General features: G+C 70.5%; 23 protein-coding genes. 16 read left to right on the top strand and 7 right to left on the bottom strand.

From position 1 onward, the window contains the following. Nucleotides 1-4: 4 nt before the first annotated feature. Together FPZ12_RS21915 and FPZ12_RS21910 are read left to right on the top strand one after the other, a co-directional pair. Nucleotides 5-865, top strand: a complete 861-nt coding sequence (locus FPZ12_RS21915; RefSeq protein ID WP_144750966.1) for an isochorismatase family protein — start codon at nt 5-7, stop codon at nt 863-865. Between the two features lie 62 nt (nt 866-927). Then, a complete protein-coding gene (locus tag FPZ12_RS21910) occupies nt 928-1,920 on the top strand; it encodes an iron-siderophore ABC transporter substrate-binding protein (protein WP_144750964.1) in 993 nt (330 codons plus the stop codon). Between the two features lie 316 nt (nt 1,921-2,236). On the opposite strand, the gene FPZ12_RS21905 is transcribed toward FPZ12_RS21910, so the two are convergent. Next, complete coding sequence (locus FPZ12_RS21905; protein ID WP_144750962.1) at nt 2,237-2,527, bottom strand: putative quinol monooxygenase; 291 nt, start codon at nt 2,525-2,527, stop codon at nt 2,237-2,239. A gap of 234 nt (nt 2,528-2,761) precedes the next feature. Here FPZ12_RS21905 and FPZ12_RS21900 point away from each other — a divergent pair, with 234 nt between their 5' ends. Beyond that, complete coding sequence (locus tag FPZ12_RS21900) at nt 2,762-3,256, top strand: MarR family winged helix-turn-helix transcriptional regulator (RefSeq protein WP_144750960.1); 495 nt, start codon at nt 2,762-2,764, stop codon at nt 3,254-3,256. A 31-nt stretch (nt 3,257-3,287) separates the two neighbouring features. On the opposite strand, the gene FPZ12_RS21895 is transcribed toward FPZ12_RS21900, so the two are convergent. Continuing rightward, the gene (locus FPZ12_RS21895; RefSeq protein WP_144750958.1) at nt 3,288-3,695 is read right to left on the bottom strand and encodes a cupin domain-containing protein; all 408 of its coding nucleotides are present in this window, start codon (nt 3,693-3,695) and stop codon (nt 3,288-3,290) included. 206 nt (nt 3,696-3,901) lie between these two features. On the opposite strand from FPZ12_RS21895, the gene FPZ12_RS21890 reads away from it, so the two are divergent. The 12 genes from FPZ12_RS21890 to FPZ12_RS21835 are packed head-to-tail and all read left to right on the top strand — an operon-like array spanning nt 3,902 to nt 15,168. After that, nucleotides 3,902-4,579 carry a carboxymuconolactone decarboxylase family protein gene (locus tag FPZ12_RS21890; protein WP_208025947.1) on the top strand — a complete coding sequence of 226 codons (678 nt, stop codon included), beginning with the start codon at nt 3,902-3,904 and terminating at the stop codon, nt 4,577-4,579. Nucleotides 4,580-4,583: 4 nt separating this feature from the next. Further along, a complete protein-coding gene (locus tag FPZ12_RS21885) occupies nt 4,584-5,597 on the top strand; it encodes an ABC transporter permease (protein ID WP_144750956.1) in 1,014 nt (337 codons plus the stop codon). Between the two features lie 44 nt (nt 5,598-5,641). Continuing rightward, nucleotides 5,642-6,817 carry a sugar ABC transporter substrate-binding protein gene (locus FPZ12_RS21880; RefSeq protein WP_144750954.1) on the top strand — a complete coding sequence of 392 codons (1,176 nt, stop codon included), beginning with the start codon at nt 5,642-5,644 and terminating at the stop codon, nt 6,815-6,817. After that, nucleotides 6,814-8,382, top strand: a complete 1,569-nt coding sequence (locus tag FPZ12_RS21875) for a sugar ABC transporter ATP-binding protein (RefSeq protein ID WP_144750952.1) — start codon at nt 6,814-6,816, stop codon at nt 8,380-8,382. The genes FPZ12_RS21880 and FPZ12_RS21875 overlap by 4 nt, the downstream gene beginning before the upstream one ends. Nucleotides 8,383-8,402: 20 nt before the next feature. Further along, a complete protein-coding gene (locus FPZ12_RS21870) occupies nt 8,403-9,344 on the top strand; it encodes a LysR family transcriptional regulator (RefSeq protein ID WP_144750950.1) in 942 nt (313 codons plus the stop codon). Next, entirely contained in the window at nt 9,341-10,240 is a 900-nt protein-coding gene (locus FPZ12_RS21865) for a VOC family protein (protein ID WP_144750947.1), read from the top strand. The genes FPZ12_RS21870 and FPZ12_RS21865 overlap by 4 nt, the downstream gene beginning before the upstream one ends. Then, entirely contained in the window at nt 10,237-11,715 is a 1,479-nt protein-coding gene (locus FPZ12_RS21860) for an NAD-dependent succinate-semialdehyde dehydrogenase (RefSeq protein ID WP_144750945.1), read from the top strand. The genes FPZ12_RS21865 and FPZ12_RS21860 overlap by 4 nt, the downstream gene beginning before the upstream one ends. Then, entirely contained in the window at nt 11,715-12,485 is a 771-nt protein-coding gene (locus FPZ12_RS21855; protein WP_144750942.1) for a fumarylacetoacetate hydrolase family protein, read from the top strand. Before FPZ12_RS21860 ends, FPZ12_RS21855 begins: the two co-directional genes overlap by 1 nt. After that, nucleotides 12,482-12,898, top strand: a complete 417-nt coding sequence (locus tag FPZ12_RS21850) for a VOC family protein (protein ID WP_144750940.1) — start codon at nt 12,482-12,484, stop codon at nt 12,896-12,898. Before FPZ12_RS21855 ends, FPZ12_RS21850 begins: the two co-directional genes overlap by 4 nt. After that, nucleotides 12,898-13,671, top strand: a complete 774-nt coding sequence (locus FPZ12_RS21845; protein WP_144750938.1) for an alpha/beta fold hydrolase — start codon at nt 12,898-12,900, stop codon at nt 13,669-13,671. The genes FPZ12_RS21850 and FPZ12_RS21845 overlap by 1 nt, the downstream gene beginning before the upstream one ends. Then, nucleotides 13,668-14,132 (top strand): GlcG/HbpS family heme-binding protein, encoded by a 465-nt coding sequence (locus FPZ12_RS21840; RefSeq protein ID WP_144750936.1) that lies wholly within the window; start codon nt 13,668-13,670, stop codon nt 14,130-14,132. The genes FPZ12_RS21845 and FPZ12_RS21840 overlap by 4 nt, the downstream gene beginning before the upstream one ends. Further along, the gene (locus tag FPZ12_RS21835; RefSeq protein WP_144750934.1) at nt 14,125-15,168 is read left to right on the top strand and encodes a uroporphyrinogen decarboxylase/cobalamine-independent methonine synthase family protein; all 1,044 of its coding nucleotides are present in this window, start codon (nt 14,125-14,127) and stop codon (nt 15,166-15,168) included. The genes FPZ12_RS21840 and FPZ12_RS21835 overlap by 8 nt, the downstream gene beginning before the upstream one ends. Before the next feature lie 37 nt (nt 15,169-15,205). On the opposite strand, the gene FPZ12_RS21830 is transcribed toward FPZ12_RS21835, so the two are convergent. The 5 genes from FPZ12_RS21830 to FPZ12_RS21810 are packed head-to-tail and all read right to left on the bottom strand — an operon-like array spanning nt 15,206 to nt 17,966. Next, nucleotides 15,206-15,766, bottom strand: coding sequence for a GNAT family N-acetyltransferase (locus tag FPZ12_RS21830; protein WP_144750932.1), 561 nt, complete (start codon nt 15,764-15,766; stop codon nt 15,206-15,208). Continuing rightward, nucleotides 15,757-16,086 (bottom strand): ArsR/SmtB family transcription factor, encoded by a 330-nt coding sequence (locus tag FPZ12_RS21825; protein ID WP_243769961.1) that lies wholly within the window; start codon nt 16,084-16,086, stop codon nt 15,757-15,759. The genes FPZ12_RS21830 and FPZ12_RS21825 overlap by 10 nt, the downstream gene beginning before the upstream one ends. Nucleotides 16,087-16,135: 49 nt before the next feature. Continuing rightward, nucleotides 16,136-16,540, bottom strand: coding sequence for an arsenate reductase ArsC (locus FPZ12_RS21820; RefSeq protein WP_144750930.1), 405 nt, complete (start codon nt 16,538-16,540; stop codon nt 16,136-16,138). Next, nucleotides 16,537-17,607 carry an ACR3 family arsenite efflux transporter gene (arsB, locus tag FPZ12_RS21815; protein ID WP_144750927.1) on the bottom strand — a complete coding sequence of 357 codons (1,071 nt, stop codon included), beginning with the start codon at nt 17,605-17,607 and terminating at the stop codon, nt 16,537-16,539. Before arsB ends, FPZ12_RS21820 begins: the two co-directional genes overlap by 4 nt. Next, nucleotides 17,604-17,966 (bottom strand): ArsR/SmtB family transcription factor, encoded by a 363-nt coding sequence (locus tag FPZ12_RS21810; RefSeq protein ID WP_144750925.1) that lies wholly within the window; start codon nt 17,964-17,966, stop codon nt 17,604-17,606. The genes arsB and FPZ12_RS21810 overlap by 4 nt, the downstream gene beginning before the upstream one ends. Before the next feature lie 75 nt (nt 17,967-18,041). Here FPZ12_RS21810 and FPZ12_RS21805 point away from each other — a divergent pair, with 75 nt between their 5' ends. Next, a complete protein-coding gene (locus FPZ12_RS21805) occupies nt 18,042-18,437 on the top strand; it encodes an ArsI/CadI family heavy metal resistance metalloenzyme (protein ID WP_150980442.1) in 396 nt (131 codons plus the stop codon). The last annotated feature ends 4 nt before the right edge of the window (nt 18,438-18,441 follow it).

The raw sequence follows: 18,441 nt of genomic DNA, 5'->3' as shown, positions 1-18,441 counted from the left end.
AACCATGTCATTGCCCACCATCGCGCCCTATCCCGTGCCGACGGGGGCGGAGCTGCCGGCGAGCACCGTGCGCTGGCGGCCCGAGCCGGACCGGGCCGTGCTGCTGGTGCACGACATGCAGCGGTATTTCCTCGCCGCCTACCAGGCCGACGCCGAACCGCTCGCGACCGTCGTGCCCAACATCGCGCGGCTCATCTCGCGGGCGCGGGGGCTGGGCATCCCGGTGATCTTCTCCGCCCAGCCCGGCGACCAGCAGCCTGCCGACCGGCGGCTGCTGACCGAGCTGTGGGGCCCGGGGCTGAAGGCGATCCCCGAGCACGAGGACGTGATCGAAGACCTCGCCCCGCAGCCGGACGACGTGGTGCTGACGAAGTGGCGCTACAGCGCTTTCCAGCGCACCGACCTGCGCGAGCGGCTGCACGGCTGGGGCCGCGACCAGCTGCTGGTGACCGGGGTCTACGCGCACATCGGCGTGCTGCTGACCGCGTGCGACGCGTTCATGCAGGACGTGCAGCCGTTCCTCGTCGCGGACGCGGTCGCGGACTTCTCCGAGGAGGAGCACCGGCTCGCTTTGCGTTACGCGGCAAGGAGGTGTGGCTCGGTCACCGAAACCGCGACCGTGCTCGGGCAGCTGTCGGGCGGGCTCACGCCCGAGCGGTTGCGCGCCGACGTGCTCGCGATCCTGGAGACCGAAGACGAGGTGGCCGACGATGACGATCTGCGCGAGCACGGGCTCGACTCGATCCGGATCATCCACCTGGTCGAGCAGTGGCGCGCGCTCGGCGTGGACGTGAACTTCGTGCAGCTGGCGGGGGTGCCGACGATCCGCGGCTGGCAGGAGGGGCTGGCCGCGGGGGTGGCGTGACCCCGGATTCCGGACTTCGCCGGGCACCGGCGAGTGTGAGCAGGAGCGAGAGTGAGTAGACCGTGAAACTGACCAAGATCGTCACGGCCGGGCTGGCCGGGCTGCTGGTGGCGACGCTTTCCGCGTGTACCAACAGTTCCCTGGACGAGAGCAGCACCGCGCAACCCGCGTCGGCCGGGTTCCCGGTGAGCGTGCAGGGCAAGCTCGGCACCGCCACCATCCCGGCCGAGCCGAAGCGCGTGGTGGCGATGGACTGGACGTCCGCGGACATCGCGCTGTCCCTGGGCGTGACGCCGGTCGGGATGGCGAAGGTGGCCACCGCCGACGGCGGCATCGAGCCGTGGACGAAGCCGGCGCTGGGCTCGAACACGCCCACGCTGTTCGACACCTCCAGCAGCGACCCGATCGACCAGGTGGCCGCGCTGAAGCCGGACCTGATCGTCGCCACGAAGGACTACAACCTGGGCGAGAGCTATCAGCAGCTGTCGCAGATCGCCCCGGTCGTGACCTACACCGACGCGCCCAACAGCGATTCGTGGGAGACCTCGACCCGGAACATCGCGAAGGCGCTGGGCAAGAGCGACCAGGCCGAGCAGATCATCACGAAGACGAACGCCGACATCGCGGCGGCGAAGACCGCGCACCCCGAGCTGGCAGGGAAGACGTACAACTTCCTGGTCACGCCGCAGGCCAGCGGCGTGTACGCGGTCAACTCGACGCAGGACGTGTCGGCGCGGTTCCTCGACCAGCTCGGGATGACGCTGAGCTCGCAGGTCCAGTCGATGCCGACGTCGTCGATCCCCGGCCGCACGCTCGTGAGCTGGGAGAACGTGGCCCAGCTGGACGCGAACGTGCTGTTCGCGACCGGTTCGCCGAGCTCGCTCAAGGTGGCCACGTCCAACACCGGCTTTAACAACCTGCCGGTAGTCGAGCGCGGCGCGTATTTGCCGCTGGAACCCGCGCTGGCCCAGGCGATCGCTTTCCCTTCGTCGGTGAGCCTCGAATGGGCCCTGGGACAGCTGGTGCCGAAGATCTCCGAGGCGAGCGGGAAGTAACGTCCCGGCGACCCAGGCCCCGCGCGACCAGTCCACTATGGACGACTTCGCGCGGGGCCCCGCCGTGTTTGCCACCCCCGTGCGTGAGTTTGCCGCCCGGGTCGGCGTGTTGGCCGCTCCGGTGCGTGGGTTTGCCCGTGGTGCCGGTGCGTGGGTTTGCGGGCGGGAGACCCCGTGCGCGGATGGCCAATACGGCGACGGGAGCCGCCAACTCGTGGACGGGGGCGGCCAACTCGTGGACGGGAGGGGCCAACGCACGTACGGGGGCGGCCAACTCGTGGACGGGGACGGCCAACTCGCGCGGAGTGTGTGGGCGTCAGGTGAGTGGGGCTAAGTCGTAGCGCTGCCGGTCTTCCAGTGCTGGCAGTACTTTCCCGCGTAGCCACTGTCCGAAGTGGTCTGATGCCAGGTGGGCGTCGAAGGCGGCGGAGTCGTCGTATTCCTCGACGAGGACGAACACCGCCGGGTCCTCGGGGGAGCGGAAGACCTCGTAACGCCGGTTCCCCGGCTCGGCCCGCGTCGGCTCGACCATCTCGCGCAGCGCCTCCGCCACTTGCTCCTCGGCGCCGGCGCGGACGCGGTAGCAGGCGATCACGACGTGGGACATGGCGGCTCCGAACAGAAGGACGGGCAACGACAGCGTCGATCATCCCGCAGCCGAGGCACCCCCGGGGTGAACCTAAGGATTCGGGATCCGCACGCCGTCGCGGACAGTCCCGGGTCGCGCGCAGCCCGCGACCAGCGACGACGTCCGGGGAGGCCGCCGGATTCCGGGACTAACTGGTTTTGCCACAAAATGATAGTGTCGTGCCACGTCGCCCGTCGCGAGGAGGCAAGGGGCATGACCGAGGACACCGGGGCGGAGCCGGACCCAGCTGTCGGGCTCCTGCGGCTGCTGCCCGCCCTGCGCCGGGCGCTCATCCGGGCGACGCGCGCGGTCGAGGCGCTGCCCTCCCTGCCGGAGGCGCAGGTCGCGGTACTGCGCACCCTCGTGGAGACGGGCCCGCTGACCCCGGCCCAGCTCGCCGGCGAGCTGCACCTGGCCCGCCCCACGGTGAGCAACCTGGTGCGGGAAATGGCGGCGGCGGGCCTCGTCGAGCGCCGGCCGTCGCCGGTGGACAAGCGGTCCGTGCTGCTGGAGCCGACGGCGCGCGGGCGTTACGTGCGCGAGACGTTCACGCGCGGCCGGGCCGAGGTGCTGGCGCGGGCGTTCGCCGAAATCCCCGCCACGGACCGGAAAAGACTCACCGGCGCGCTGTCCGCGCTGCAACGCCTGCTGGCGCGGGTGGAGGCGGCGGCCGACGCGGTGGACGACGCGGAACGGAAACACGCATGAGACCCCCGCGCGACCGCGCGCCCCCGCGGCCTCAGTCGGCGACCATCCGGTCGTCCGGCGAAAGGTGTTCCACGGTGCGTCCGGTGGCCATGAACGTCCGGGTGACATATCCCGAGTCGTAAACCCAGAGAATTGTCATCGGCGTATCCCCGGTGTTGCGGAAAAGGTGCGGAATACCGGCTTCCACATACGTGGTGTCGTATTTTTCCAATGCCGTGACCTCGCCGTCGATCACGCATTCGCCGGCCCCGTCCAGTATCGTGACCTGCTCCACGCAGTTGTGCGTGTGCAGCGGCGCCCCGCAACCAGGCGGATAAGTGGAAATACCCGAAGTGATCGTGATGTTCTCGGTGGCGCTGTGCCTGGTGATGAGCGGGATCGTGGCGACGCTGCCGCCACGGTCGAGCCGTGGCACGGCCGCTGCCTTGATGATGGTCACTCCGGCTCTCCTGGTGCTCGCGGGACGGTTGCCGCACCGAGCCTAGGGCTTTCCCGCCGGAAGCACTGCCGCTCGATCGCGAATCCTAATGTTGCACCGGAACGGCCCGGAGATTCGCGGCGGAACGTAGACAAGACCTCGCGCTTTCATCATGGTTACACCACCCGGCCGTGCGAAACCCGGCCGGTCGTGACCAGGAGGTGTACATGCGTCTGGGACCGCTTTCCGAGCTCAGCCCCGAACAGGCCGAGCTCAGCGCCCGCATCACCGCCCGCCGTGGCGGTACCCGCGGCCCGTTCCTCGTCTGGCTGCGCAGCCCGCAGCTGTGCGAGCACGTCGAAGCGCTCGGCGCCTACTGCCGGTTCGAGTCGGCATTGCCGTTGCGGCTGCGGGAACTGAGCCTGCTGATCGCCGCGCGCCACTTCGACGCGCAGTACTCGTGGAACGCGCACATCGATAAGGCGGTCGACGCGGGCGTGGACCGCGCCGCGCTGGAACGGCTGGCGCGCAAGGAAAATCCCGCGTTCGGCGCCGAGGACGAGCGGATCCTGCACCGCTTCTCCACCGAGGTGCTGGAGAACCACTTCGTCAGCGACGAGACCTTCGCCGCCGGCCTGAAGGAGTTCGGCGAGCGTGGCCTGGTGGACCTGATCGGCGCGCTCGGCAACTTCTCCATGCTCGCGATGCTGCTCAACACCTTCCAGGTGGACCTGCAGGAGGGCCGCGAGCCGCCCTATCCCGACATCCGGGGCTTCACCCGGCTGCACCCCGGGGACGACTTGGGCCGTTCGGTGACCGATCCGGCTCCAGCCACGGCGGAAACAGGTCGCTCCGGGGACGCGGGCCGCGCTTCCGCATCCGCCTACCTCCGGTCGGATCGGTAACGCCATGACAGTCACCTCCGCGGCGCCGGGCAACGCCTCCGGCCACAAAGGACAGTCGCGGCCGGACCTGAAGCATTTCCTCGGCCGCACCGGGTCCCGGTTCTCGGTGATCGGCGTGTGGGCCCTGCTCGTGGTGATCTACGGCGTCACCGAGCCGGACACGTTCCTCACCTCGGGCACCGTCCAGACCATTTTCGGCAGCCAGCAGGCGCTGGTCTTCCTGACCGCCGCGCTGCTGTGCACGATCTGCGTCGGCGAGTTCGTGGACCTTTCGGTGCCCTCGGTGCTCGGCCTGTGCGCGATCGTGGTGCCGGTACTGGCCGTGCAGCACGGCTGGAACGTGTGGCTCGCCTCGCTCGCCGCCGTCCTCGTCGGCACCGCGGCCGGCGCGGTCAACGGGGTCCTCACCGTGTACCTCGGGGTGAACACGATCGTCGTCACCCTCGGCATGAGCACGCTGCTGCTCGGCGTCGCGCTGTGGATCTCGAACCTGACCCCGGTCAGCGGGCTCGACTCGGACTTCGCGCAGATCTCCCTGTTCCAGCTCGGCGGCCTCCCGGTCGGCTTCTACGAGGGCCTGGTGCTGATGCTCGGGCTCGCCTACGTGCTGGCGTGCACCCCGCTCGGGCGCAACATGCGCTTCGTCGGCGCGAACCGCGAAGTGAGCAGGCTCGCCGGGATCCGCGTCAACCGGATCCGCTTCGGGGCCTTCCTCTCCGCGGGCGTGATCGCCGGGGTCGGGGGAGTGCTGGCCGCGGCGGCCACCGGCGGGTTCGACCCGACGGTGTCGCAGAGCTACCTGCTGCCCACGTTCGCGGCGACGTTCCTCGGCACGGCCATCCTCGAGCCGGGGCGGTTCAACCCGCTGGGCACGCTCATCGCGGTGTACTTCCTGGCGACCGGCATCCTCGGCCTGCAGCTGATGGGCGTGGCCGGCTGGGTCGCCGACGTGTTCTACGGCGGGGTGCTCGTCATCGCCGTCACCCTCTCCACCCTCCTGCGCGGCCGTTCCGGCTGACCGCGCCTCCCCACCGAAGCACTCCCTCCGTGAAAGGTTCGACGATGTATCAATCTCGGAGCTTTTCCCTGCGCCGCACGGCAACGGCCGTGGCGGCGGGGCTGGCGGTGACGGCGCTGGCCGCCTGCGGCGCGACCGGCCCGGCCGGCACGTCGGCCACCCCCGCCGCCGACAACGCCGCGCTGTCCGACCTCAAGAAGTCGGTCGATCAGATGTCGCAGGCGCTGCCCGCGTATCCGGTCCCGACGGACAAGGTGGACGGGGTGTCCTCCTTGCGGGGCAAGACCGTCTACTACATCCCGATCACCCAGCAGGCGCCCCAGTTCGCCGTCACCGCCACGGCGCTGACCGACGCGCTGAAGGCCGCCGGGGTGAACCTCCAGGTGTGCAACGGCGGTTCGAACCCCTCGCAGATCTCCGCGTGCGTTTCCCAGGCCACCGGGGCGAACGCGGGCGGGATCATCACCGACTCCATTCCCTACGGGATGGCCGCGAACGCGCTCGACGCGGCACGGGCGAAGAAGATCCCGGTGCTGATCACCGACCAGATCCCGGACTCCGCGCACCCCGCGGACGCCACCCTCGGCTACATCCAGGGCGCCGGCGGCGACATGCTGAAGGCCGTCGCGGACTGGATCATCGTGGACTCCGGCGGCACCGCGAACGTGCTGATCAACGGGAGCACCGACTCGCCGTCCACGAAGTCCTATGTGGACCAGGCGAAGCAGGAGTTCTCCGCGAAATGCCCTGGCTGCAAGGTGACGGTCAACGAGATCTCGTCGGCGAACTACTCGCTGATCGCCTCCTCCACGAGCTCGGCGATCCTGCGCACGCCCGGCGTGAACTACGTGGTCTCGGAGTTCGACCAGTACCTGCAGCCGACCCTGCAGGGTGTGCAGCAGTCCGGCAAGCAGACGTCGATCAAGGGCGCGTCCACCGCGGCGCAGGTCAGCGGGCTGCAAATGCTGAGCGGCAAGAACTTCCTCTACGTCGACGCTTCGCAGGCGTCGCCGTACCAGGGCTGGGCGAGCGCGGACGCGATCTTCCGGCTGATGCTCGGCAAGCAGCTGCCGACCTACACGATCCCGCAGCGGCTGTTCACCCGGGACAACGTCTCGACGGTGTCCACGGACGCCGCGGCCGAGGGCACCGGCAGCTGGCACGGGCCGGCCGACTTCCCGGACAAGTTCAAGGCCCTGTGGGGGGTGAGCCAGGGATGACGGGCAGTGTGCCGCGGCTTCCCGGCGACGGGGAGCCGCGGCTGCGGGTCGAAGCGGTCTCCAAGACCTTCGGCAGCAACCGCGCGCTGCGCGAGGTGGAGCTGGACGTCGTCCCCGGCGAAATCCACGGGCTCGTCGGCCAGAACGGATCGGGCAAGTCCACGCTGGCGAAAGTGCTGACCGGGTACCACGGGCCGGACCCCGGCGGCCGGGTGTTCGTCGACGGCGCGCCGCTGCGGTTGCCGGTGCGCCCGCTGGAAGCCCGCGCCCGCGGGCTGACGGTGGTGCACCAGAGCCTCGGGCTCGTCAACGACCGCACGGTGGTGGAAAACCTGCGGCTGGGCCGGTTCCGCGCCCGCCGCATGTCGCGCCGGATCCACTGGCGCGAGGAGCGGGACGCCGCGCGGGCGGCGCTCGAACGCCTCGGCCTCGACGTGCCGCTGGAGGTGAAAGTCGGTGCGCTGAACGAGGAAGACCGCGCGACCGTCGCGATCGCCCGCGCGCTGCAGGACGCCCAGGACGGCACCGGCGTGATCATCTTCGACGAGTCGACGCGGTCGCTGACCCGGGAGTCGCTGGAGCACTTCTACAAACTGCTCGACAGCGTCGTCGCCACCGGCACGTCGGTGCTGCTGATCACGCACCGGCTGGAGGAGGTGCTCGACGCCACGGACCGGGTCACGGTGCTGCGGGACGGGGTCAGCGTCGAGTGCGGGCTGCCGACGAAGGGGCTGAGCGAGGCGGACCTCGTGCGCACCCTGCTCGGCCGCGAGCTGCTCGGGCTGGCCCGGGAAAAGCACACCGCCCCCGCGGAAACCGGGCAGCCGGTGCGGATCGAGGGCCTGTCCGGGCAGGTCGCCCGCGACGTCGACGTGTCCGTGGCGCCGGGCGAGATCGTCGGCGTCACCGGGATCGCCGGTTCCGGGCACGACGAGGTGCCGTACCTCGTCAGCGGCGTCCGCAAGGCGACGGCCGGGCGGATGTGGCTGGGCGGCAAGGAACTCGCACTGTCCAAGATGGACGCCGCGGCGGCCATCGCGGCGGGGGTCGCGCTGGTCCCGGAAGGCCGGGAGCGGGAGGGCCTCGCGCTGGAGATGACCGTGGCGGAGAACGTGCTGCTGGCCGACCGCAGCTGCCGCCGCGGCGCGATGGCGCCCCGCCGGCGCCGGGCGGAGCGGGCGCTGGTGGGGCAGTGGATCGAACGGCTCGACGTGCGGCCGCCCGCCGGGGACCTGCCGGCCGGGAAGCTCAGCGGCGGCAACCAGCAGAAAGTGCTGCTGGCCAAGTGGCTCGCGACGAACCCGGACCTGCTCGTGCTGCACGAGCCGACCCAGGCCGTCGACGTCGGCGCCCGGCACGCCATCGTGGCCGCGGTGCGCGCCGCGGCGGACGCCGGGTGCGCCGTGCTGGTGTCCAGTTCGGACGAAAACGAGCTTTCCCTGCTGTGCGACCGGGTCGTGATCTTCCGCGACGGCGCCGCCCAGCCGGACCCGCTCGACCATCCGAGCGCGGACGACATCGTGCAGGCCATCTATTCAGGCGGCAAACGCCGTCTGCGCGCTTGAAGGGAAAGTGGTGAGTGCCGGTGGACCGGATCACGGTCATGCGGAGTTTCGTCGCCGTCGGGGAGCACGGCAGTTTCAGCCGGGCGGCGCGCGGGCTCGGGATCTCGGGATCGCTGGTCTCCCGTCACATCGCGGAACTGGAGAAGCAGTTGGGCGTGCGCTTGGTCAACCGGACCGCGAGGGCGGTGACGCTGAGCTCGGTCGGCCGCCGCTATTACGACTTCTCGCGGCGGATCATCGAGGAGATCGACCACGAGGACGAAGCGCTGCGCGGCGTCTTCGACAAGGCCGAGGGCCCGCTGGCGGTGATCTGCCCGAAGTGGATCGGGAACCTCGACCTCGGTGAGGCCATCGCCGACTTCGCGGTGGACCACCCCAAGATCCACGTCCGATTCGAGGTCGGCGGCATGTCCGACCGCACCTTCGACTTCCTGGACAAGGGCTACGACATCGCCTTCCACACCCGCGACCTGCGCGACTCCACCCTGCTGGTGCGCAAGATCGCCGACATCGACTTCGTGCTGTGCGCGGCCCCGTCCTACCTCAAGGAGGCGGACGCGCTCGCCGACCCGGCGGCGATCGCGGAACACGACTGCCTGGTGCACATCAACGACCCGGTGTGGCATCTGCGCCGCGACGGCGAGGAGACCCGGCTGAAGATCCTGTCCACTGTGTACTCCTCGAACAGCTACCTGACGCTGCGCAAGGCGGCCGTGCGCGGGCGCGGGCTCGCGCTGATGCCGAAGCGGACCGTGATGGCGGACCTCGACAACGGCGACCTCGAACGCGTGCTGCCCGCCTACGACGGCCCGGCCCGCTCGCTTTACGCGGTGCATTCGCCGGGCTCGCACACCATGCGCAAGGTCCGGCTGTTCCTGGACTACATCACCGTCTGGTTCCGCCGCCATCCCCTCACCGACGGCACCACCCCATCCTCGACGCAGGGAGCGAATTCCCAGTGACAGTTCTGCGCATCGAACGCGCCGTGTACGGCGTGGACGACGTCCCCGAGAGCGCCCGGTTCTTCGGCGACTTCGGGCTCACGCTGGTCACACCGTCCACTTTGGCCACCCGGACCGGCCAGCTCGTCGAGCTGCGCCCGATGGACGACCCGGCGCTGCCCGCGCCGGTGGAGCCCGGCCCTGCCCTCCGCGAAATAGTCTGGGGCGTAAGGGAACAACGCGATCTCGACCGGCTGCACGAGGACCTGTCCCGTGACCGGGAGGTCCGCGTCGACGGGCACGGCGTACTGCACACGGTGGACGAGACCGGGTTCGGCCTCGGCATCGCGGTGGCCGCGCCCGTCGTGCCGGAGCAGCACGTCCCGCCAGCCAACTCACTCGGCGCGGTGCGGCGCTGGAACGCGCCGCTCGACCCGCCGGGCCGGGTGCGCCCGCTGCGGATCTGCCACGTCGCGTGGAACATCCCGAAGGAGGGCCGCGAAGAAGCCGTGGAGTTCTACGTGCGGCGGCTGGGTTTCCGGATCACCGACCAGGTGCTGCCGATGGGCACCTTCCTGCAGGCGCCCGGGGACGACGACCAGCACACGATGCTGCTGTGTCACCGCCCGGACCGGGCCGGCACCAATCACACCGCCTACGAGGTCGCGTCGTTCGACGACGTGGTCGTGGGCGCGAACCACATGATCGCCGCGGGCTGGCGGGAGGCCCGCAAACTCGGGCGGCACACGGTGGGCTCCAACGTGTTCCGCTTCCTGCACGCGCCCTGCGGCGGCCGGGTCGAGTACGCCGCCGACATGGACCGCGTCGACGACTCCTACGAAACCCGGGTGCACGAGACGACCCCGCCGCACCACCTGTGGACCCTGCAATCGAACCGGGACGGTGAGCAAGCATGACCGAAACGACGACGCGACCGTCCGGCACGGCGCCGGGCGTGGCCTATCCGCGGCTCGGGCTGTACATCGACGGCGCCTGGACGCAGGGCACCTCGGGCCGGACCGAGGACGTGCTCGACCCCGCGACCGGCGAGGTGATCGCCGCCGTGCCGCTCGCCGGGCGCGAGGACCTCGACCGCGCGCTGGGCGCCGCGGAGCGCGGTTTCCGGCTCTGGCGCGACACTTCCGTGCAGGAGCGCGGCAAGATCCTGCACCTGGCCGCGGAGAAGATCCGGGAACGAGCCCCCGAAATCGGCCGCGTGATGACGGCCGAACAGGGCAAACCGCTGCGGGAATCCACCGGCGAGGCCAACCGTGCGGCGGACATGCTCGACTGGCACGTCGAGGAGGCCCGCCGCGCCTACGGCCGGATCATCCCGGCCGGTCCCGGCGAGACGCTGAGCGTGGTGAAGGCGCCGGTGGGCCCGGTCGCGGCGTTCATCCCGTGGAACTTCCCGGCGGGCGGCCCGATGCGCAAGATCGCGCCCGCGCTCGCCGCCGGGTGCTCGATCGTGATCAAGGCGTCCGAAGAGACGCCGGGTTCGGCCTGCCTGCTGACCGAGTGCCTCGCCGACGCCGGGGTGCCCGCCGGGGTGCTGAACCTCGTGTTCGGGGTGCCCGCCGAGATCTCCGGGCACCTGATCCCGTCGCCGGTGATCCGGTTCGTCGCGTTCACCGGATCCGTGCCGGTCGGCAAGCATCTGGCCGGGCTCGCGGCGCGCGTGATGAAGCCTTCGCTGATGGAACTGGGCGGGCACGCCCCGGTGATCGTCTGCCCGGACGTCGACCCGGTGGCGGCGGCGCGGGCGTGCGCGCGCGGGAAGTTCGCCAACACCGGGCAGGTGTGCACCTCGCCGAGCCGGTTCTTCGTGCACGGCAGCATCGCCGATGAGTTCACGTCCGCGTTCGTCGAGGCCGCCGAGGCGGTCAAGGTCGGCAACGGGCTCGAACCCGGCACCGGGATGGGCCCGCTGATCAGCGCCCGCCGCCGGGACGCCGTGCACCGGCTGGTCACCGATGCCCGTGACCGCGGCGCGAAAGTCCTCACCGGAGGGTCCTTTGTGGACGGCCCTGGATTCTTCTACCGGCCCACGGTGCTGGCCGAGGTGCCACCGGAGGCGGACCTGCTCAGCGAGGAACCGTTCGGGCCGCTGGCGCCGATCCTGCCTTTCGAGGAGCTGGACGAGGTGATCGAGCGGGCGAACGCGCTGCCGTACGGGCTCGCGGCCTACGGGTTCACGCACCGCGCCGACCACGCCGACGCGCTGGTGCGCGGGTTCGAGGCCGGCATCCTGTCGATCAACCACACCGGCGGCTCGGTGCCGCAGGCTCCTTCCGGCGGCTGGAAGGAAAGCGGGTACGGGCGCGAGGGCGGTTCGGAGAGCCTCGACGGGTACCTGGTGACCAAACGCGTCTCGCACAAGCTGGTGCTCTGATGCGCTGGTGCCGGATCGCCCACGGTGGCCGCGAGCCGTTCGGGCTCGTCACCGAGGACAAGATCGAACTCGTCGACGGCACGCCGTTCGGCGAGTACCGGCGGACCGGGGAGCGGGTGGCGCTGGACGACGCCCGCCTCCTGCCGCCGGTGCTGCCGCCGACGTTCTTCGCCGTCGGGTTCAACTACACCGCGCACGTGCGGGAGTCGTCGAAGGCGGTCCTGCCCGAACGGCCGGAGGTCGGTTACCGGGCACAGGGCGCGCTGATCGGCCACGGCGAGGCCGTGGTCAAACCCGCCGACTGCACGGGCCGGTTCGAGTCGGAGGCCGAACTGGTCGCGGTGATCGGGCGGAGCGTGCGGCGCTGCTCCCGTGACGAGGCCGCGGCCGCGGTGTTCGGCTGGACCATCGGCAACGACGTCAGCGCCCGCGAATGGCAGCACGGCGACCGGACCTTCTGGCGCGCCAAGAACAGCGACACGTTCAAACCGATGGGGCCGTGGATCGAAACCGGAACCGACCCGCTGACCGCGCGGACCACCGTGGCCGTCGACGGCACGGAGGTGGCCGGGTTCGACACCGGCGCGATGATCTTCGACCCCTACGACTACATCCGCGAGATCTCCCGCTACATCACCCTGCGTCCCGGTGACGTGCTGTGGATGGGCACCGACGCGACCGTGGAAATGGTCCCGGGCACCACCCTCGCCGTGTCCATCACCGGCATCGGGACGCTGCGCAACCCGATCGTCCTGGAGGAGGACCGATGAGCAACCGCCCCGCCTACATCCACCACGTGAACTTCCCGACCACGGATCCCGAGCGGACCAAGAAGTGGTACGCCGAGGTGTTCGGGATGAAGGCGATCACGCCCAAGAGCAACACCCGCGTCGTGCTGATGACGCGCGGGAACTTCGACCTCCACTTCACCCCGGTGGAGGAGATGGACCGGATGGCGCCCTACCACTTCGCGGTCGAAGTCGAGGACTGGGACGGGTTCCTGGCCCATCTGAAGGAACTCGGCATCCGGCACACCCGCCCGATCGAACGGCCGGAGAACCAGTCGAAGTTCTGCTACATCCACGACCCCGACCACACCATGATCGAGCTGGTCTACCACCACCGGCGCCCGCCGCTGAGCGGCCCCGTGCCGGCGCGGGCCCAGAGCGGGACGGAGAACTGATGCCCTACGCCACTTCCGAGGACGGTACCCGGGTCTACTACGAAAGCCACGGCAGTGGCCCGGCCGTCGCGTTCGTGCACGGTTCGGGCGGGCATCACGCGGCCTGGTGGCAGCAGGTTCCGGTGCTGGCGGCCCGGTACACGGTGCTGACGCTGGACCTGCGCGGGTTCGGGCGATCGGATTCCGGGATGGACGAGTTCGACAGCCGCGCGTTCCCCGACGACATCCTCGCCGTGCTGCGGGAGTCCGATGTGGACCGTGCGGTGCTGGTCGGCCAGTCGATCGGCGCGGCGGCGGCGTTGCGCGCGGCGCTGCGCGAGCCGGATCGCGCGGCCGGTGTCGTGCTGGCGCACTCGCTCGGCGGGATCGCCGACGAGGAGCTGGCCGCGCGCGTGAAAGCGGACCGGGCGAAGGCGGAACAGCTGCCGGTGCTGGACAGGTTGCTGTCGCCGGAGTTCCGGGCCGCGCGCCCGGACCTGACGTTCCTGTTCCGCCAGATGGGCACGTTCAACACGGCGAAGATGGCGGATCTGCGCAACCTCAACGCGGACGGGCCCACGGCCGCCGAGGTCAGCGGGTCGGGTATACCGGTCTGTTTCCTCGCCGGCGAGAAGGACGCCGTGCTCAGCGCCGAAACCGTGCGCGCGGCGGCGAAGGAGGTCACCGGCTCGGTGCTGGAGCTGGTGGAGGGGGCCCCGCACTCGATGTACTGGGAGGCCCCGGAGTTGTTCAACGCGGCGCTGGAACGTTTTCTGGGAAGGGTGTACGGATGAGTGGTCCCACGTTGGAAGAGGCCCAGCAGCTGATCGCGGACGCGCGCGCCCAGGCGCTGGCCCTGGGCAAGGCGCTGTCGATCGCGGTGGTCGACTACGGCGGTTATCTGGTGGCGCTCGAGCGGATGAACGGCGCCCGCCCGATGACCCCGAGTATCGCGCTGGCGAAGGCGTACTCGGCGGCGGTGATGCAGCGGCCGACCGCGATGCTGAAGAACTGGTCGAGCAGCGACCCGGTGTTCTTCAGCCAGGTGGCGCGGATGGGGCACCAGCCGATCGTCGCCACCCTGGGCGGCTACACGTTGAAGCGGGACGGCGAGATCCTCGGCGGGGTCGGGGTTTCCGGCGGGAGCCCGGAGGAGGACCAGGCGGTGTGCGAGTCGGTCATCGCCGCCGCCGGGTTCGCCACGGACTTCCCCGCGTGGGCCGGAGCGAAGCAGGAGGCCAACGGCCGTGGCTGACGATTTCAAGTACCACATCGACCACCACGTGACGCTCGCGCCGCCCGCGGAGCTGGCCGAGGCCAGGGCCGTGCACGCGCCGGCCTCGCCGGACCTGCGCGCGGCGGAGGACGCCGCGATCGAGAACGCGGTGCGGATGCAGCGGCGGGTCGGCGTGCAAGCGGTCGGCGACGGGCAGTTCCGGCGCCGCCACGCGCTTTCCGTCGTGTACGACAACGTCGAGGGCTTCGGCCCGGCCGAGGACGGCGGCGCCGTCGCTTCGCTGCTGGGGCCGCGGCTGGCGGCCGAGGTCCGTCCACTCAAGACGGTCCCGGTGCGGAAAAACCGCCTGGCGGAGGACGAAGCCCGGTTCCTGTCCGGCGTGACCGGCCACCCGCTGATGCTGTCGCTGCCCGCGCCCGGCTGGGTCCTGGCGGTCGACGGCGGTGATCGCGCGGCGGGGGAGGCGCTGGCCGGGATCGTCCGGGACGAGATCGCGGCGCTGGCGGGCGAAGGGATCGTGTATATCCAGCTACACAACCCGGTATACAGCTTCCTGCTGTCGGTGGCGGGTGCCGCGCGGGCGCGGGAGCTGGGGCTGGACCCGGCGAGCCTGCTCGACGAGATGCTGGCGGCGGACTCGGCCGTCCTTGCCGGACTGGAGGTGCCGGAGGATTTCCGGGTGTGCCTGGACATCACCACCTCGGCGGCGGCCGACTTCAGCCAGGGCTACGACACTGAAGCGGTCCGGACCTTCCTGGAGCGCCAGCCCTTCGGCAAGGTCTGCGTGGAGTTCCTGAACGCTGGGTTCCCGTTGGAGCTGCTGCCCGCCGGGCTGGTGATCTCGCTGGGGATCGTGGACGTCACCGACCCGGCGCCGGAATCGGTGGACGAGCTGCTGGACCTCGTGGACAAGGCTGCCGAGATCGTGCCCATCGACGACATCGCGCTGTCCACCAACGGCGGTTTCACCGGCGCGCTGACCGAAGACCAGGAGCATGCGAAGCTGCAGCTGGTGGAGATGACCGCCCGGTACTACTGGGGGAACGAGCTGTGACACCGGGCTGACGGCCCGCCGGGCACCCGGCGGGCCGTCAGCCGGTTCCGGCCCGGCCGCTGCGCCGTTCGATCATGATCACGTCGCGCCAGCGTCCGCGGTGCCTGCCGATGCGTTCGCGCACGCCGAGCTCCCGGAACCCCGCGCGGCGGTGGAGCGCCCGGCTGGCGGCGTTCTCGGCGAAGAGTCCACTTTGGATGGTCCAGATCCCGGCACGCTCAGTGGATTCGACGAGCGCGGCCAGTAACGCGGTGCCGACACCCTGGCCGCGCAGCCCCGCGCGCACGTAGACGCTGTGCTCGACCACCCCGGCGTAGACGCAGCGGCCCGAAACGGGCGCCACCGCCGTCCAGCCGAGGACCCGGCCGCCCCCGTCGACGGCGACGAACCGGTGCCCGGGCAGATGCGCGCGATCCCAGGCAGCCCAGCCGGGGGCGGTGGTTTCGAAGCTGGCGTCACCGGTGTCGAGCCCGGCCTGGTAGATGGCGAGCACTTCCTCCGCGTGCTCCGGGCGCAGTTCGGTGATGGCGACCGCACCGGCGAGTATCTCGTCGGGCAGGCCGTCGACGGCGTGGTGGCCGGGGTCCGTCACCGGCATCTGACCTCCGTGAACGGCATCGCGGCGCGTCCCATGACGACGTCGGCCGCGGTGGGGAAGCAGGACACGCAACGCTGGTTGACGCGATACAGCCGTGCGGTGCCTCGTGGCTCGGCGAGCACGAAACGGGCCGCGGTCAGCACTTTCAGGTGCGCGGAGACCGTGGACTGCCCGATGGGGACGTCCTCGACGATCTCCCCGACGGTCATCGGACGGCCCGCGGCGGCGAGCAGGTTCAGGATCTGCACGCGGGTGGGGTCGGCGAGGGCGCGGAACCAGCCGGCGTAGGTCTCCGCGGTCGCCCGGTCGATCAGCTCCATCGTTCATCGACGATAGACGATGAAGTGTCGCGGGGGGAAGGGACCCGGGTCAGGCGTCGCGGACCAGTTCGGCGAGCAGCGCGCGCACGCGCCGGTCGATCTCGTCGCGGATCGGGCGGATCCTGGCGGCGGGCAGTCCGGCCGGATCGTCGAGCTGCCAGTCCAGATAGCGCTTTCCCGGGAACACGGGGCAGGCGTCGCCGCAGCCCATCGTGATCACGACGTCCGCGGCTTCGACGGCACCGGTGGTCAGGGGCTTGGGGAACTCCCCGGCCACTTCGAGACCCAGCTCGGCCATGACCTCGGCGACGGCCGGGTTGATCTCCGCGGCGGGCGCGGACCCGGCCGAGCGGACGGTCACCCGGCCCTGGGCGTGGTGATCGAGCAGCGCGGCGGCCATCTGGGAACGGCCCGCGTTGTGCACGCAGACGAACAGCACTTCGGGTGTGGTCATCGGGGGACCTCCGGGGACCGGCGGCGCAGCGCCAGCGAGACGTGGACCAGCGCGACGAGCACCGGCACTTCGATCAGCGGGCCGACGACCCCGGCGAGCGCCTGGCCGCTGGTGGCGCCGAAAGTGGCGATCGCGACCGCGATGGCGAGCTCGAAGTTGTTGCCCGCGGCGGTGAACGCCAGCGTCGTGGTGCGTTCGTAGCCCAGCCCGAGCGCGCGGCCCAGCGCGTACGACCCCGCCCACATCACGGCGAAGTAGACCAGCAATGGCAGCGCGATCCTGGCGACCTCGAGCGGGTGGCCGGTGATCTGATTCCCTTGCAGCGCAAAGAGGATCACGATGGTGAACAGCAGCCCGTAGAGCGCCAGCGGCCCGATCCGGGGCAGGAACGAGGTTTCGTACCAGGCGCGGCCCCGCGCCCGCTCGCCGGCGCGGCGAGTGAGGTAGCCGGCGGCGAGCGGGATGCCCAGGAAGATCAGGACACTTTTCGCGATCTGCCATCCCGGCACGGTCAGCGTGCTCGTCTCCAGGCCGAGCCAGCCGGGCAGGACGGCGAGGTAGAACCAGCCGAGCAGGCCGAACGCGAGGACCTGGAACACCGAGTTGAGCGCGACCAGCACCGCGGCCGCCTCGCGGTCGCCGCACGCCAGGTCGTTCCAGATGATCACCATCGCGATGCAGCGGGCCAGTCCCACGATGATCAGCCCGGTCCGGTACTCGGGCAGGTCCGGCAGCAGCAGCCACGCGAGCGCGAACATCAGTGCCGGGCCGACGACCCAGTTCAGCACCAGCGAAGGCCACAGCAGCCGCCTGTCCCTGGTCACGGTGCCGAGACGGTCGTAGCGGACCTTCGCCAGCACCGGGTACATCATCACCAGCAGCCCGAGCGCGATCGGCAGCGAAACCCCGGCCACGCTCACCGCGCCCAGCCCGCCCGCCAGGCCGGGAATCGCCCGCCCGGCGAGCAGTCCGAGCACCATCGCGGCGGCGATCCACAGCGGCAGGAAACGGTCCAGTGTGGACAGTCGCGCGACGACCCGTGCCGGCGTGGTTCCGGTGGTGGTCACGCCAGGACGCCCGTATTGCCGGGGACCAGTACGGCCGACAGGCGGGCCAGGACCTCCGGGTGCACGCGGTAGTAGATCCAGGTGCCCCGGCGTTCGCCGGTGATCAGGCCGGACTCGCGGAGGACCTTGAGGTGGTGGGAGATCGTCGGGCCGGTGAGGTCGAACGCGTCGGTCAGGTCGCACACGCACGCTTCGCCGCCGGCGTGGGAGGCGATCAGCGAGAGCAGCCGGAGCCGCACCGGATCGGACATCGCCTTGAACAACTGGGACAGCTCCACGGCCTGATCGGCGGACAGCGGTTCCCGGGCCAGGGGTGAGCAGCACGCGCCGGTCGCGGTGATCGGCAGTTGTTTCGGCATCTGTCTATCTTGACAGTCATCTATCCAGAGGCGCAAGCTGCTGTTTAGATAGGTTTCTAGATATGGAGGTGGCTGATGTCGCGCGTGCAGCTCGCTCTGCGGGTCGGGGATCTGGCCGGGTCGATCGACTTCTACCGGCGGCTTTTCGGGGCCGAGCCGGCGAAGGTGCGGCCCGGGTACGCGAATTTCGCGCTCGAGGATCCTGCGTTGAAGCTGGTGTTGCTGGAGGGGGAGGCCGGGCAGTCGACCGTGCTGGACCACCTTGGGGTGGAGGTGGGTTCCGCTGCCGAGGTGTCGGCCGCGGCGGAGAAGTTGGCCGGGGAGGGGCTGGACACTGCGCGCGAGGAGGGGGTTGCTTGTTGCTATGCCGTGCAGGACAAGGTCTGGGTGCATGGTCCCGGGCAGGAGCCCTGGGAGGTTTATGTGGTGACCGGGGAGGCTGGGGTTTTGACGTCTTGCTGTTCGGGTTGAGGGT

This window comes from Amycolatopsis acidicola (genome assembly GCF_007713735.2).
Classification (GTDB): domain Bacteria; phylum Actinomycetota; class Actinomycetes; order Mycobacteriales; family Pseudonocardiaceae; genus Amycolatopsis_E; species Amycolatopsis_E acidicola.
This window is presented reverse-complemented; position numbering and strand designations above follow the sequence as displayed.